The sequence below is a fragment of the Novosphingobium sp. genome (genome assembly GCF_025351285.1).
Classification (GTDB): domain Bacteria; phylum Pseudomonadota; class Alphaproteobacteria; order Sphingomonadales; family Sphingomonadaceae; genus Novosphingobium.
The window spans coordinates 1-15,212 of record NZ_JANXWG010000092.1; the positions used below are offsets into that span (position 1 = coordinate 1).

Annotated in this window: 15 protein-coding genes; 10 read left to right on the plus strand and 5 right to left on the minus strand. The window is 64.3% G+C overall.

Annotation, left to right across the window (positions count from 1 at the left end):
- Nucleotides 1–857, minus strand: an 857-nt coding sequence (locus Q0R16_RS11325; RefSeq protein ID WP_295636004.1) for a cyclopropane-fatty-acyl-phospholipid synthase family protein, incomplete at its 3' end; no start/stop codon positions are given.
- Nucleotides 858–1,034: 177 nt separating this feature from the next.
- Between Q0R16_RS11325 and Q0R16_RS11330 the strand changes: the two genes are divergently transcribed.
- The 4 genes from Q0R16_RS11330 to fghA are packed head-to-tail and all read left to right on the plus strand — an operon-like array spanning nt 1,035 to nt 5,552.
- Nucleotides 1,035–2,483, plus strand: a complete 1,449-nt coding sequence (locus tag Q0R16_RS11330; protein WP_295636005.1) for an FAD-dependent oxidoreductase — start codon at nt 1,035–1,037, stop codon at nt 2,481–2,483.
- Nucleotides 2,480–3,274 carry a DUF1365 family protein gene (locus Q0R16_RS11335; RefSeq protein ID WP_295636006.1) on the plus strand — a complete coding sequence of 265 codons (795 nt, stop codon included), beginning with the start codon at nt 2,480–2,482 and terminating at the stop codon, nt 3,272–3,274. The genes Q0R16_RS11330 and Q0R16_RS11335 overlap by 4 nt, the downstream gene beginning before the upstream one ends.
- Before the next feature lie 46 nt (nt 3,275–3,320).
- Entirely contained in the window at nt 3,321–4,676 is a 1,356-nt protein-coding gene (locus tag Q0R16_RS11340; protein ID WP_295636007.1) for a cyclopropane-fatty-acyl-phospholipid synthase family protein, read from the plus strand.
- A 42-nt stretch (nt 4,677–4,718) separates the two neighbouring features.
- Complete coding sequence (fghA, locus tag Q0R16_RS11345) at nt 4,719–5,552, plus strand: S-formylglutathione hydrolase (RefSeq protein WP_295636008.1); 834 nt, start codon at nt 4,719–4,721, stop codon at nt 5,550–5,552.
- Here fghA and Q0R16_RS11350 read toward each other — a convergent pair.
- On the minus strand, nt 5,494–6,171 hold the full coding sequence (locus tag Q0R16_RS11350; protein ID WP_295636009.1) for a hypothetical protein: 678 nt from the start codon (nt 6,169–6,171) through the stop codon (nt 5,494–5,496). The genes fghA and Q0R16_RS11350 overlap by 59 nt on opposite strands.
- A 209-nt stretch (nt 6,172–6,380) precedes the next feature.
- On the opposite strand from Q0R16_RS11350, the gene Q0R16_RS11355 reads away from it, so the two are divergent.
- The gene (locus Q0R16_RS11355) at nt 6,381–8,684 is read left to right on the plus strand and encodes a TonB-dependent receptor (protein ID WP_295636040.1); all 2,304 of its coding nucleotides are present in this window, start codon (nt 6,381–6,383) and stop codon (nt 8,682–8,684) included.
- A gap of 50 nt (nt 8,685–8,734) precedes the next feature.
- Here the strand turns inward: Q0R16_RS11355 and Q0R16_RS11360 are convergent, their stop codons facing one another.
- Together Q0R16_RS11360 and Q0R16_RS11365 are read right to left on the minus strand one after the other, a co-directional pair.
- On the minus strand, nt 8,735–9,418 hold the full coding sequence (locus tag Q0R16_RS11360; protein WP_295636010.1) for a response regulator transcription factor: 684 nt from the start codon (nt 9,416–9,418) through the stop codon (nt 8,735–8,737).
- Nucleotides 9,419–9,430: 12 nt separating this feature from the next.
- Nucleotides 9,431–11,434: a histidine kinase gene (locus Q0R16_RS11365; RefSeq protein ID WP_295636011.1), complete on the minus strand. Its 2,004-nt coding sequence runs from the start codon at nt 11,432–11,434 to the stop codon at nt 9,431–9,433.
- A 44-nt stretch (nt 11,435–11,478) separates the two neighbouring features.
- Between Q0R16_RS11365 and Q0R16_RS11370 the strand changes: the two genes are divergently transcribed.
- From Q0R16_RS11370 to Q0R16_RS11385, 4 genes are all read left to right on the plus strand, one after another.
- Nucleotides 11,479–12,168, plus strand: a complete 690-nt coding sequence (locus tag Q0R16_RS11370) for a helix-turn-helix transcriptional regulator (protein WP_295636012.1) — start codon at nt 11,479–11,481, stop codon at nt 12,166–12,168.
- Between the two features lie 105 nt (nt 12,169–12,273).
- Nucleotides 12,274–12,612 carry a hypothetical protein gene (locus Q0R16_RS11375; protein WP_295636013.1) on the plus strand — a complete coding sequence of 113 codons (339 nt, stop codon included), beginning with the start codon at nt 12,274–12,276 and terminating at the stop codon, nt 12,610–12,612.
- 28 nt (nt 12,613–12,640) lie between these two features.
- Complete coding sequence (locus Q0R16_RS11380) at nt 12,641–13,168, plus strand: hypothetical protein (RefSeq protein ID WP_295636014.1); 528 nt, start codon at nt 12,641–12,643, stop codon at nt 13,166–13,168.
- Nucleotides 13,169–13,310: 142 nt separating this feature from the next.
- Entirely contained in the window at nt 13,311–13,766 is a 456-nt protein-coding gene (locus Q0R16_RS11385; protein WP_295636015.1) for a winged helix DNA-binding protein, read from the plus strand.
- Between the two features lie 152 nt (nt 13,767–13,918).
- Here Q0R16_RS11385 and Q0R16_RS11390 read toward each other — a convergent pair whose 3' ends face one another.
- Complete coding sequence (locus tag Q0R16_RS11390) at nt 13,919–14,608, minus strand: energy transducer TonB (RefSeq protein ID WP_295636016.1); 690 nt, start codon at nt 14,606–14,608, stop codon at nt 13,919–13,921.
- Nucleotides 14,609–14,971: 363 nt separating this feature from the next.
- On the opposite strand from Q0R16_RS11390, the gene Q0R16_RS11395 reads away from it, so the two are divergent.
- Complete coding sequence (locus tag Q0R16_RS11395) at nt 14,972–15,211, plus strand: hypothetical protein (RefSeq protein ID WP_295636017.1); 240 nt, start codon at nt 14,972–14,974, stop codon at nt 15,209–15,211.
- Nucleotide 15,212: the final 1 nt, after the last annotated feature.

Below are 15,212 nucleotides of genomic sequence, written 5' to 3' on the forward strand. Positions count from 1 at the left end.
AGCCACTGGTTGGCGGTGCGCTGGTAATGCGTACCGCTCCAGCGCCATTGCTGCTCGACTTCGAACGTCTCGCCGAAGTGGTGGACCAGCCCGTCGCTGGGCATGATACCACCAGTGAAGAAGTGCTGGGCGATCCAGTCGGTCGGGTCGGTGGTATCGAAGCGGTAGGGTTCGCGCGCGTGGCTGAACACGTGGAGAAACAGCCGTCCTTCGGGGCGCAGCCAGCCGCACACCCGCGCCAGCAGTTCGCGCCAGTTCGACATGTGCTCGAACATCTCGACCGAGACCACGCGATCGAAGGTGCCCGGCGCCACGAACACGTTCATGTCGGCGGTGATTACCGAAAGGTTGGTGATCCCGCGTTCGCGCGCGCGCGCGGCGATGAATTCACGCTGCGGGGCGGAGTTGGACACCGACGTAATCCGCGCGCTGGGGAACATTTCGGCCATGTACAGGCTGAGCGAACCCCAGCCGCAGCCGAGTTCGAGTATGTCCTGTCCTTCGGCCAGGCCCGCGTGCGCGACCGTTTCGGCGAGCGCGTGAAGCTCGGCTTCGGCCAGCGTTTCGGTGCCCTTGGGGTAATAGCAGCACGAATATTTGGCGCGCGGACCGAGCGTGAGTTCAAAGAAGCGCGGCGGCAGTTCGTAATGCTGTTCGTTGGCAGCCTTGGTGTGCTCGGCAATCGGGAACGACGCCATCGCCTTTGCAAACTGCGCTTCGAAATCGGGGCCGGCGCGCAGGCTGCGCTGGCGAATCCCGCACAGAAAATCGACCCCGGCGCGGGTCAGCGGATCGGGCAGCGGCACGCGTTCGACCAGGCGGATTGCAGTGGCCAAAGCGGTCGTTGTAGCAGTCATGCAAGTCGGGTCCGTATAAGGGATGGTCGGGCGGAAGCGAGCGCGCAGCCTTGGCCCCAGTCTGCAACGATTCATGGTGATAGCCGTCACAGCGCGCACAAGAAACCCCGCTCTAAGTGTGGGTTGCGCATTGCCCTTGTTTTGCCTCCTTTCAACGCCAAGTCTTGCGGGACGGGCATGGCAATCACGGGTCTGCCTGCCCGAACCGGAACAGGAATCGAAATCCAGATGGGCGAGGCCGCGATTTTGAACTCGCCTGCGATCGGGGCTGGTCACGGCCGCGCGCGGCGCATTGCGGTGGTGGGCAGCGGCATCGCCGGTATGTCGTGCGCGTGGCTGTTAAGCCAGAACCACGAAGTCACGCTGTTCGAAGCTGACAACCGGATCGGCGGGCACAGCCACACGCAAATGGCGTCGGGCGTCGCGGTCGATACGGGTTTCATCGTGTTCAACCCGCAGACCTATCCCAATCTTTGCGCGCTGTTCGAACATCTGGGCGTAGCCACGCTCGACACCGAGATGACTTTTGCCGTGTCGCTGGATGGCGGCAGGCTCGAATATTCGGGCACTGATCTTGGCGGGCTGTTCGCGCAGAAGCGCAACCTTGTATCGCCGCGCTATTGGTCGATGCTGCGCGATCTCACCCGGTTCTATCGCCGCGCGCCGAGGGATCTGCCCACGCTCGGCGATGAAACGCTGGGCGCCTATCTCGATCGGCTAGGCTGCGGCACGCCCTTCCGCGAGGATCACCTGTACCCGATGGCTGCAGCGATCTGGTCCTCCGACGTGGGCGATATTCCAAATTTCCCGGCCGCGTCGTTCGTGCGGTTCTGCGAAAACCACGGGTTGCTCAAGTTTTCGGACCGGCCGACCTGGCGCACGGTCAAGGGCGGCTCTCGCGAATACGTCGCGAAGATCACCGCGCCTTACGCCGATGCGATCCGCCAGGACTGCCCGGTGCGCAGCATTCGCCGCGACGAACGCGGGGTCACGCTCGTTTCGGCGGCGGGTGAAGAGCGCTTCGACGATGTGGTCATTGCCACGCATGCCGATCAAGCGCTGGCGCTGCTGTCCGATGCCGATGCCGATGAACGCCGGCTGCTCGGCGCGATCCATTATCGGCGCAACCATGCGGTGCTGCATTCGGACCCGGCGCTGATGCCCGCGCGCAAACGCGTGTGGTCGAGCTGGAACTACGCGTCCGAACGCGGCGGGGCGGTGCGCGATGCCGCAACAGGCCCGGCGCTTTCGGTCACGTACTGGATGAACCGGCTCCAGCACATCCCTGACAGCACCCCACTGTTCGTCACGCTCAATCCGGTGATCGAGCCGAACTCTGCGCTGGTTCACGCCCGCATGGATTACGAACACCCGCTGCTCGACACCACCGCGGTCGCAGCGCAGCGGCAGTTGTGGAACCTTCAGGGCCGGCGCCGCGCATGGTTTTGCGGCGCGCATTTCGGCGCCGGATTCCACGAGGATGGGCTGCAATCGGGGCTGGCGGTGGCCGAACAACTGGGCGGTATCGCGCGGCCGTGGCGGGTGGCCGAACCTTCGGGCCGGATCGTCGCGACGCCGCTGGCCACGCCGCAGCCGCTGTTCGACAGCGAACCGGTGCCGGCATGAGCAACGAAACGGCCTCCGCGCTGTACGTTGGCGATGTGATGCACCGCCGGTTGCGCCCAAGGGTGCACCAGTTGCGCTATCGGCTGTTCTCGCTGCTGCTCGATATTGACGAGATCGACGCCTTGGCCTGGCGCTTGCGGTTGTTTTCGCGCGGTCGCTTCAATCTGTTCGGGTTCACCGACAGCGATCATCTCGATGGCACCAAAGCGTCGCTCAAGGCCCAGATCGACGCGCGAATGGCCAAGGCCGCGATCGGCTGGGACCAGGGCCCGGTCCGCGTGCTGACGATGCCGCGCGTGCTGGGCTTCGCGTTCAATCCGATCTCGGTGTGGTACATTCACCACCGCTCGGGCGCGCTGGCGGCGGTGTTGTACGAGGTCAACAACACCTTCGGCGAACGACACGAATACCTGCTGCCGGTGGATGGCACTGCTGCGCAGGACCGCGCGATCCGCCAGTCTATCCCCAAGGCGCTGCACGTCTCGCCGTTCATGGGCATGGACATGCGCTATGATTTCCGCGTTACCCCGCCCGGCATTCGCGACAACGATCGGATCGCGATCGGCATCACCGGCAGCGATGCGACCGGGCCGCTGATCGCTGCGGTTCACACTGCCCGACGCCGCGTGCTGACCGATGCTGCGCTGGCCCGCGTGTTCGTCACGCATCCGCTGTTGACGGTGAAGGTGGTTGGCGGAATCCTGTGGGAAGCCGCCAAGCTGTGGATCAAGCGCGTGCCCGTCTACAGCCACCCTGCACCCCCGACCGAAAGCCTGAGCACCACACGATGATCTGCCACGCGACGACTTGTCCGCCCCGCCCGTCCGGAGAGAGCCCATGTATCTGAGGTCCAGGCCCGCGCGCGATGCCGGCGCCAAGTCGGTCCAGGCCGCCGCCCAAGCCGCGGTCGACGGCATGGAGGCCGCCGCCCAAGCCGCGGTCGACGGCATGGAAGCCGCCGCGCATGCCGCTGCCGATGCCGCGCATGATGCCGCCGAACGGGTCCGTTCGCACGAAGCCCAGGCGGTCGGCCCGTGGCTGCTGCGCCGCGTGCTGCGCGCATTCCGGCGCGGGTCGGTTACCGTGATCCTGCCCTCGGGCACGGTGATCGACCATCGCTGCGTTGCACCCGGCCCGCACGGGGTAATCCATGTCCATACGCTGCGCACGTTCCGCCGCGTGCTCACCCACGGCGATGTCGGCTTTGCCGAGGGCTATATCGCCGGCGAATGGTCGAGCCCCGATCTACCCACGCTGCTGTCGATGCTGGCGCAGAATATGGCCGAGCTCGATAGGACGATGGACGGGTTCTGGCCCGTGCGGATGTGGCGCCGGTTGCGGCACAACAGCAACCGCAATTCCAGGCGCAAGAGCCGACGCAACATCGCCTTCCACTACGATCTAGGCAACGATTTCTACCGGCTGTGGCTTGATGAGAGCATGACCTATTCGGCGGCTTGCGCGTTCGAGTCGGGCCAGACCTTGGAGGCGGCGCAGACCGCCAAGCGCGCGCGGATCACCGAATTGCTCGCGTTGTCGGGTCGGGAAAGCGTGCTCGAAATCGGCTGCGGCTGGGGCGCATTGGCGATCGACGTCGCACACGATGCCGCCCATGTCACCGGCCTCACGCTTTCGGCCGAACAATTGGCCTTTGCGAACGCCGAAATCGCCGCGCGTGGGCTTTCGGACAAGATCGCGCTCCACTTGCGCGATTACCGCGAGGAAAAGGCGCGTTTCGATCGCGTCGTGTCGATCGAAATGCTCGAAGCCGTGGGTGAAGAATACTGGCCCGCCTATTTCGGCAAGCTGCGCTCCAGTATTGCCGCTGGCGGCCGCGCGGTCGTCCAGGCGATCACCATCCGCGAGGACCGCTACGAGAGCTACAAGCGCAGCCCCGATTTCATCCAGCGCTTCATTTTCCCGGGCGGGATGCTGCCCACGCCCACGATCATGGAACGTGAGGCCGCAGCAGCCGGTCTGGCGATCACCCACAAGGAATGCTTCGCCGCTGGCTATGCCGATACGTTGGCCGAATGGCGCCGGCGGTTCCTGGCCAAGTGGAACGAAATCGAACCGCTGGGCTTCGGCAGCGATTTCAAGCGGCTGTGGGAATATTACCTGGCCTATTGCGAAGCCGGCTTCCGTACCGGCACGATCGATGTAGGGCTTTATGTGATGGAGCCGGTGGCGTAACTGGCCTGCATTCACGCTTATTTGCCAGATCAGGAACCACCCATGGAACAGCTCAGCGCCAATCGCAGCCATGGCGGCACGCAGTTCGTCCACAGCCACGATTCGGCCGAAACCGGCACACCGATGACGTTTTCGACGTTCGTGCCCGATCATGCGCCGGGCGCGACGCTGCCGGTGCTGTGGTTCCTTTCGGGGCTGACGTGCACGCACGCCAATGTCACCGAAAAGGGCGAATTCCGCGCGGCATGTGCCGAACATGGCGTGATCCTGGTGGCGCCCGATACCAGCCCGCGTGGGGACGATGTGCCCGATGACGAGGGCTACGATTTCGGCAAGGGTGCAGGGTTCTACGTCGACGCCACGCAGGAACCGTGGGCTAAGAATTTCCGCATGCGCAGCTATATCGAGCGCGAATTGCCCGCACTGGTGGCCGAGCATTTCGCGGCGGACATGGGCCGGCAGGGTATCACCGGGCATTCGATGGGTGGACACGGTGCGCTGACGATCGCCTTGCGCAATCCAAGCACCTTTCGCTCGGTCAGCGCGTTTTCACCGATCGTCAGCCCGCTCGATTGCCCGTGGGGTGAAAAGGCGCTGGGCGGCTATCTCGGCCCGGACAAGGCGGCATGGCGTGAATACGATGCCTGCGCACTCATCGAAGATGGCGCGAAAGTGGCTGATATTCTTGTCGATCAGGGCGAGGCCGACGGGTTCCTGACCGACCAGCTCAAGATCCATCTGCTTGGCGAGGCCTGCGCCGCGGCGGGCATTCCGGCTACGATCCGCATGCAGCCGGGCTACGATCACTCGTACTACTTCATTTCCACTTTTGCAGCCGGGCACGTCGCCTGGCACGCTGCGCGACTGAAAGCCTGACCACCTGATCCGATTGCGGGGCCGGTTCCTCCGCCACCACAGTTTCGAGTTCGAGGACGTCAGCCTCGGGCGCCGGCGAAACCAGCTTCAGCATCGTCTCGCGGGGCAAGGGGCGGGGCGCGCTCCGTCTCGGTGCAGCGCGCGCGGCTTCGGGCGAGAGCAGACGGCCGAGCAGACCACCGCCATGTCCCGACGCGATGGCGTCGATCGGTTTGATCGCGCGGAGCGACAGGACATCCGCCAGGTCGATCAGTGCGGCGATCGCGCGGGCTTCTTCGGGTGTCAGCCCTTCGAACCCGGGCTGGAACGCGCGCGCAGCGGAAACCAGCCCGCGTTCGTCGCCCGCAAGATCGAACAGATAGTCCTCTATCGTGCGGCAGCCGTCGATCTCTGCCCAGCGCATCCCGCCAGGTCCGGGTCGTTGGTGATAGGCCCACAGCGCCAGGATCGCGTGCGCCACCACGTCACGTGCATGGTCGGCAACCGCCGCGCCCGAGGCCTTGGCCTTGAGCCGTTCGCGCCAGCGGCGCTGGCGTTCGGAATTGCTGAGGGGTGGGGCCTTGGCGGGGGGGGGCTCTGCGGCGATCTCTGCGGCGATCTCGGGGGATGTCTGGCTCATGCCCGTTACTTAACGCGCGCACCGGCCTTTCGAAATTGAGGACGAGTGCTTAGGTCATGGTTAACACCTCTGGCCGGTGAAGCGCCGCGGCCATGCGCTAAACCGTTGTCTTGATGGCAACAATTACATTGATCTGTCATAATTGCCCCCTAACGAGCGCATATTTGATCGCGCCGATCCGCGTGATCGGCCAGATGGGGATCACAAACATGATGAAGTCTCGCGCGGCCGCGCTTGCCGCTGCCAGCCTGCTCGCGCTTGGCGCAGCGCCTGTCTATGCCGCACCCGCTGCTGCCGAATCCGAAGCCACCGCAGCGCCCGATGCCGATGCCGATGCCGGCATCGTGGTCACCGCGCAGCGCCGCAGCGAGCCGTTGCAGAACGTGCCGGTTTCGGTCGGCGTGCTGTCGGGCAACGATCTGACCAGCTACGCTGCGGGCGGCGCCGATACGCTGCTGTCGCTGTCGGGAAAGGTGCCCAGCCTGTACATCGAATCGACCACCGGCCGGATCTTCCCGCGCTTCTACATCCGTGGCCTCGGCAACGTCGATTTCTACCTCGGCGCGTCGCAGCCGGTGTCGATCATCCAGGATGACGTCGTGCTCGAACACGTCGTGCTCAAATCGAACCCCGTGTTCGACATGGCCCAGGTCGAAGTGCTGCGCGGACCTCAGGGGTCGCTGTTCGGGCGCAACACCACTGCCGGCATCATCAAGTTCACCAGCAACCAGCCGACCGAAGAATTCCACGGCCAGGGTTCGGTCAGCTATGGCACGTACAACACCGTCAGCGCCGAAGCCGCCGTGGGCGGCCCGCTGTCGCAGGATCACAAGGTGATGTTCCGCGTTTCGGGGCTGATCCAGCACCGCGACAACTGGATCGACAACACCTTCACCGGCACCAGCGCCGATGGCACGGTGACGCCTGCCAAGAAAGTCATGGGCGGATATGACGAGCGCGACGTGCGCGGGCAATTGTTGTTCACCTCGGACTACGGATTTTCGGCGCAAATTTCGGCGCATCTGCGCGATTACAAGGGCACTTCGACGCTGTTCTATCGCGGATCGCTGGCCAAGGGTTCGAACGGCTTGCCGGCCAATTTCGACCAGTCGAAGGTGGCGCTCGATGAAGCCAACAACAACCCGCAGGCATACAAGACGCAAGGCGTTTCGCTCAAGCTGGCATACGATTTCGGTAACGCCACGATCACGTCGATCACCGCGTTCGAACGCAGCAGCGGCTACAGCCGCGGCGATACCGATGGCGGCGCGGCGGCCAATTTTCCGGTGAACGGCGTTCCCAACGGCTTCGGCCAATCGCAAGGCCAGTTGCGCGATCTCAAGCAGTTCAGCCAGGAAGTGCGGATCGCCAGCCCCGACAGCGGCCGGTTCAAATGGCAGTTCGGCGGGATCTACTTCGATTCGCGCGACACCACCGAATTCGACCAGCGCGCCTATTTTCTCACCACCGCCGCCTACAACCCCAACAATTTCGTGGTGCTGCGCAACGTCAACACTTCGACCGCGGTGTTCGGCCAGGCTAGCTATGACCTCACCGACCAGCTTACGCTGACCGCCGGCGCACGCGAAACCACCGACATCCGCTCGACCCGGCTGCTGAAAACCGCCAACACCCAGGCCGACGTGGCCACATATAGCGGGCGCCGGTTCGTGCGCCTGATCGACAGCAAGCCCAGCTTCGACGCCAGCCTGCTGTACAAGGCCACGCCCGATCTGAGCCTTTACGCCCGCGTCGCGCGCGGCTTCCGCGGGCCGACCATCCAGGGCCGTTCGGCGGTGTTCAACAGCGATTTCACCACTGCCAATTCCGAAACCAACACCTCGTTCGAAGCCGGGCTGAAAAGCAGCTTCTGGGGCCGCAAGGGCCACTTCAACGCCACCGGGTTCTATTACACGGTCAAGAATATCCAGCTCAACGGCAACGACAGCAACGGCAACGGAGTGCTGTTCAACGCCGACAAGGCGCGCGGCTACGGCATGGAGGCCGAGCTCGATCTCCAGCCGGTGCAGGGCTTGAAGCTCAACGCCGGGATCAGCCTGCTGCACACCGAGATCGACGACAAACGCGTCTATGCCCAGGTCTGCGCGCTCAACGGCGTGGTGGTGTGCACGGTCGGCAACCCGACGATCAAGGTTGGCGCCAACACCTTCGCGCAGATCGACGGCAACCCGCTGCCCAACGCGCCCAAGTACAACATCAACGTCTCGGCGCGCTACGAAGTGCCGACCGGGCCGGGCAAGCTGTTCGTGGCGGGCGATTTCAACAAGCAGGGCTACACCAGCTTCGTGCTCTACAAGTCGGCCGAGTTCAACGCGAAGGGCAGCTACGAACTCGGGCTCAAGGGCGGCTTCACCACCGATCGCTTCGAGATTGGTGCATTCGTCCGCAACCTGACCAACCAGCACAACCTGATCGGCGCGATCGAGAACTTCATGGCCGGCGTCTACAACGAACCGCGCGTTGTGGGCGCGTCGGTGAGCGCGAAGTTCTAGTCGGGCTGCGGTGGTCTGCCTTGCCGGCCCGCTGAGAGGGCCGGCATGAGCTATGACTCGCGCACCGTCAGCAGTGCGAGTTCGGTGCGGTTGTCGATGCCCAGCTTCTGGTAGATCGCGTGGAGGTAGACCTTCACCGTGCCTTCGCCGATGTTCATCTGCTGGCCGATGTCGCGGTTACGCAAGCCCCGCGCCACCAACGTGGCCATCAACCATTCGCGCGGGGTCAACAATTCGGACAAGCTGGCCGTGCGTGGACGACTCGCAGCGATCCGGGCGCGGTCGAGCAGCGCTGGGTCGATCGCCCGCCCGCCTTGCGTCACCGTCTCGAGCACGTCGATCAGCGCGTCCTCGGCGCCGTCCTTGAACACGATCCCTTCCGCCCCCGCAGCCATCAGTCGCATGAGGTCGTCGTCGCCGATCTCTGCGGTCAGCACCACCACCTTGCGCCGATCACCGCGCGCGCGGAGCGTTTCGAGCACGTGCACGCCACCGCGCCCCGGCATGTTGAGATCGAGCAGCACGATCGCCGGATCGTGGTCCCGGATCGCGTCGAGCGTTTCCTCGTTGCTCGCCGCTCCGGCCACGACCACGAAGCGGCTGCCCTGCAACACGGCATCGACCCCGGCGCGGATGAATCCGTGATCGTCGGCCACCAGGATCGGCACACGCAGCGGCACGGGGCCGGCAGCCGAGCGATCGTCGCTCGCCGCTGAAGTGGTTCGATTGGCCATGGTTGTATCCTGTCAGGCGGTGGCGGTCTGGGGTCGGGCTACGCTGGCGGGTTGGGGAGCTCGACCTTTGCCGGAAACCAGGTTCGGGGCTTCTTGGGCTTCGGGCCTCTGGTCTTCGCCGGTTTCAAGCTTCCCGCCAAGGCCGGAAACCGGCCGCAACGGTAGCCCGATCGACAGTGTTGCACCATGCGGCTCGGCCGCGCTGATCGCCAGCGATCCGCCCAACGCCGCCACTCGCCCTGCAATCGAACGCGGGCGCAGTGCGATCCGGCCCTCGGCACCGATCGCTTCTGCCGGAAAACCACGGCCGTTGTCGCTGATTGTCAGCCACAGCCACGCTCCCACTCTCGCCACCTCGACCCGCACCGCATCGCCTCCGCCGTGGCGCGCGGCATTGGCTACACCTTCGCGCACAAGCTGGCGCACTTCGTGGCTGAGCGTGGCCGGCACGATGATAGGCCCATTCCCGCGTTCGAGCCTGCCATCAAGTGTGGCGGCCAGGTGCCAATGCGTGCCCAGCTCGCCCAGCAGCGCGGTCAATTCCTGCGCGAGGTCGGTCTGGCGGTCGGCGGATTCGCCGCGGCGCAACTGCCCGATCAGGTTCCGCAATTGCCTTTGTTCAAGCCGCATCGCGTTCTTGATGGCGGCAATCTCGGTTCCGGGATCAACGCTCGGATCGGGTTCGCCAACCATGCGGCGGCGCAGTGCTTCAAGCCGGAACATGGTGCCAGCGAGGAACTGCGCAGCGCTGTCGTGAAGGTCGCGCGCGATGGCTTCGCGCACCCCGCTTACCGCGCCATTGACCGCGACCACTTGGGCCAGCCGCGCGCGTTCCTCGCGTTCGAACGCGCGCCCGATTTCGCCGGCAGCAGCTTGTGCGAGCGCAAGGCTATCGAACCCTGGATCGGCCAGGCCCCAGAACAGCAATCTCCCACTGCCCGCATCGCTCGTGATCGGCACCGAAATTCCGGTCTCCACGCCAAGCTTTTCGGCAAGCTCAGGTGGCCGTTGGGGCCGCAGCGCGATCCGCTGTCCGCCGGGGCCGAACGAGAGTGCGCGCCGGTGGACGCTGTCGAACAGCACAGCGCCGCTGCCCGTCTCGAACGACGCCCCAGTTGCGAACAACGCGTCATGTTCGCCATCCGCGGCACGCGTTTCCTGCACCAGCGCGGGTACATCGAACTGATCGGAATTGGGCAGGTCGAAGTTGGGCAGGTCGGGACCAAGCCGGGTTATGCGCAGATCGCCTGGTTCGGGCCCGCTCACACCCAGATCGATCCACGGCTCCTGCTCGGCGCTCCAGGCGATGGCTGCCTGACGCGCCAACACGACCTGGCGAGCAAAATCCAGCGCTGTCGAAACCAGCAGCTCAAGTCGGCGCCCGTCTTCCGTAGCGCCGGTTTGCGCCTCTCCGGCAATTGCCTCTGCAGCTTGGCCGGTTTCAGCAGCCGCGGGCAGGAGTGGGAACGGCAGATGAAGCCTGACCCGCCGTTCCAGCCCCATCCAGACAAGCAGCACCGCCAAAAGCATCATGTAGGCGGTGCGGCGCCCGACACGCTGCAAGTCGACGGCGTAGCCAAAGTACGACATGGTGCCGGCAACCGTATAATTGAGCAACAGCAGCACGATTGCGGTCCACGCGGTCGCGCGCCAATCCCAGCGGATGCGCGCCTTGACCAGCAGCAGCACTGCAAACGCCATGAATGGGCTGGAGAAGTCGGTCGAAGGCGCTTCGGTGTAGTAGACCGCGCCGACAAACACCGCGATGTCGAGCGTGTGCGCCGCACGGGCGAGGCGGTGGTCCCACCACCAGCTTTGCCATGCCACGGCAATCAGCACGAGCGACCACGCAAGAAAGCCCGTCAACAATGCCACGCCAAGCACGTTGGTGCGTACCGGCTGAACCGGATCGAACCACAGCGCGATCAGGAACACCAGGGCGACCAACGCGCGACCAGCCGATTCGACTTTGCTCGAATTGCTCGAAATCGACAATGTCGGGGCCGGATAGCGCATGCAGACACGTTTCAACTTGCGCGCCCGAAGGTCAAGCGACGCGGGTGAATGGACGTTGCAATCTGTCAACAAAGCCACTGGAAAATTTCGGGAAATTGCGTATCTATAAGCAAGGGGCTTTCTTACTGGCCGATTACGCGACGGGGGCATTCGATTTCATGGACCAGGGGGCTTCGGCCGGGGGCGGCGAGCCCGGCAGGAAGGTTTTCGACGAGCTGACGGCCAAACAGCGCGAAGTGCTGGACTTGCTGATCCAGCACAAAACTTCGAAGGAGATTTCGAGGGCGCTCGGAATCTCGCCCTACACGGTGGACCAGCGCATCAATCTGGCGCGTGCCAAGCTCGGTCTCGCCAACCGCAATGAAGTTGCGCACGTCTATCGCCAGTTGGTTTCGACATACCAACAACCCGTATATGAGCCTTCGTATATCGCTCCATCCCCGTTTTCCGTGGATAGGCAGCGGCGGGACGACATGGAAGTCGAGACGCTTTCCAAGGTTCCGCAACTGGCCAGCGCGGCTCATGCGATCACTCCGGCATACGGTAGGATCGCCGCGACGGCTGGCGGCGGACCGGCGGCGGATTACTATCATGTCCTCCCGGAGATGTTTGACGGGCCTTATGGGACCGTGCTGCGCCTGGGCTATATGACGGGCATTGCACTGTTCCTGATGCTGGTTGCGCTTGGCGGGATGGCGATGTTCAGCCAGCTTGGCGTGATGATGGACCACTAGCCGAAGGAACCACCGTGCGGGACCCGCCGGTGCGCGGCGGTCCATCACGATCATCTCCGATCCAAGGGGTGCCCCGATTTCCGGGGCAGGAACGGAGACTGAACCATGACGATGACCATCGAAGTTGCCCGCCTGCGCATCGCCAACAAGATCCAGGCCACCGAAGCCGCGCTCGACCAGGCGCTGACGCTACAGTCCGAATTGTTCGCCACCATGATCGCAGCCCGCCGCGAAACCGGATCGGGCCCGGCGCTGGGCCAGGACACGCTGCTGCGGCTGGCCAAAGTCCAGCAGTCCCTGCTCGACGCCGGGGGCGATCTGGCCCGCATCCATGGCCGCCTGCTCGAAATCTCGGTGGAAAAGGGTTCCATCGAAGATTGCCCGCCGACAGCCCATGCCGAAGGCGCCAGCCAGGCCGGTCCACTGCGCGCTCGCGCTGCTTGACCGGGTATGGCATGGAACAAAGCCTCCGATGACTGCTCATCTCACCCTTCTGGTAGTATTCTACAACGCCATCGTGCTCGCCACCGTCGTCCTTGCCTTGTGCAAGGGCGACGAGCCCGAACAATTGACCAGCCTTGTGATCATGACTGGGCTCTTTGCAGACCTGGTCAATCACTGGCTGCTGGGCGCACCGAACTTCTTCACGATCAACCCCGGGCATCTCGTGCTCGATGGCTGGCAGTTGATCGTGTTGATGTGGGTGGCGCTTTACGCCAATCGCGGCTGGCCGCTGTGGGTTGCCGCGCTGCAGATGATCGTGGTGGCCGGACACTTGTCCAAATTGTTCGACGTCGCGGAAATTCGGCGCGGCTATTGGGTCATGATCGCAGTACCGGGCTACATTCAGCTTGCGGTGGTTTGGATCGGGCTGGCTTCGCACATGCGCCGGGTCGGTCGGATCGGACCTTATGCAGCCTGGCGGCCGCGCTTGTCGGATCCTCCCAAAGGGGTTCCGACCGACGATCGCCGGACTGCCGGAGTGCGGACTGGCTCCTGACTTCCGGCCGAACATCTGGCCGACAACCTGATCGGGCGTCCGGCCCGGCTTCCGAATTGCCCACCGGCTGCTCGCAGTTCGCGAGTGACCCAGCCGACAATCGCGCCGCTTGCCGAACAGCGGCCACTTGGGGAGATCACGCATGAACGCCCAGCAACGCGCCAAGGCTCTGCTTCGCACCGATGTGGTCGAAGTCAGCGTGCCACCCAACCGCGAACCGCAAGCGTTGACGCTTGCCCGCATGCTTTATGCGGAACGCCGTCGCCGCGACCGGACTTTTCCCGCCGACATCTTCGGCGAGCCGAGCTGGGACATCCTGCTCGACTTGTTCGTGGCGCGGGGCGAAGGCCGCCGCGTGCCGACCACCAGCGCGTGCATCGGCGCGCACGTTCCGCCCACCACCGCGCTGCGCTGGTTGCGGCTGCTCGAAGGCCAGGGCCTGATCGAACGCGAAGAGGACGAACGCGACGGCCGGCGGACATTCGTGCGGTTATCCACAAAAGGCATGGACCTCGTGGGGAATTTTCTCGACGCGAGCCGCCTGTGCGGGTTACTGTCTGCCCCGAACACGAACATGGCGGCATTCCAGGCGCATTGAACGCCAGGCATCCATGAAGTTTCGGGGAGCTGCCAGCCCCCCGGGTCGCAGGCTCCGGTGGGGCGGAAACGGGGCGGGGGGCCGCGCCCGATCCGTCCCGCCGGAGCCAACCTTTCCGGCCCGTTCAGTCCAGGCCGTTCATTCCAGCCTGTTCAGCGAAGTTCTTTGGGGATGTCCCAGCGGATGGTGTTGGCATAGGCGCTCGTAACCGCGCTGCCGCTCGCATCCTTTGCCGGAGCGAACCGCGCCCGCGCGCTGACTTTGGCACAAGTCGCGCGGTCGAGTTCCTGCGATCCGCTCGATTGCGTCACCACGCAATCGCGAACGCGCCCGTCTGGCCCCACCGTTACGCTGAACCCGGTTACTCCCTGCTCACCGCGCCGCAACGCGCCGGTCGGGTAATCGTTGTCGGTCACCCACAGCCCCGGCCAGCCGAGCGGCCGCGCCCCGGTGGGGGCGAAGCTGGCGCTGGGAGACGGGATCGGGGTCGGGCCGGTGTCGATCAACTTGCCGCCCGCGAATTCATCGATCGTCTTCGGCGTCGGGAAATCGATGATGTTGATCGTATTGTCGCCACTGAGGTCGATCTCGTGCTCGGGTATGATCGGATCGCGCGCGGACTTGTGCTCAACCGCCGTGGTCGTCGGCGTGACCGTGGGTTCCTGCGTGGGCGGATCAACCGGCATCCACAAACGGGTCGGCAGCTCGGTCTTGGGCACGAACTGGATAAGCCCACCCGCGAACGCACTCAACAATCCCACAGCCGCCGCGCCATGCAGCAGCGCCACCGCCAGCGCCACACCCGTTCGCCGCGCACCCGAAGTCCGATCCGTATAAGCCATCGATCCTCTCCAATCACGGACCGTTCCGGCGTCGGGATATTCGGGTCGAGACCATCGGGATCGAAACGAACGAACCGGGCAACGATGAGTGATGAGACAACATTACCATGGATCAGAATGCCGCCAAGCGAAATCTCTACCAAAAAGATTGGGATTAAGTTGCGGCCTGCAATCGATCGCGAGCCGCGCATCAGTCGCACCTCATCTCACAGCCTGTCGCGAATCGCCGAAGCCTGAAGGATTGTGCGCGTCCTGGTGCCTCGTGCAGGTGTCGAACAAACCGATCGCGGTCACGCCATCGTCTGTTCAACAACACCTGCGGCTGCCATTGCCTCGATCGCAGGACGGCCTATGAGGGCCACCATGCAAGACCGACGGGATCACTTCGCTTATTGTGTGCAACTGTTTGGTGGCACCACGGCATTTTCGCGGCGCCTCAGGATCGATGAGCGGGCCATCCGTCGATTCATCAATGGCGAACGGCCGGTCAGCGACAGTCTTTTCAGGGACACCGCGAAGGCATTGGACGAGCTTATCGCTGAAGCCGCCGCAGCTGTAGAAGCAATCTCAAGCGCTTTGGCGTCCGAACCAGGCACCTCGTAAA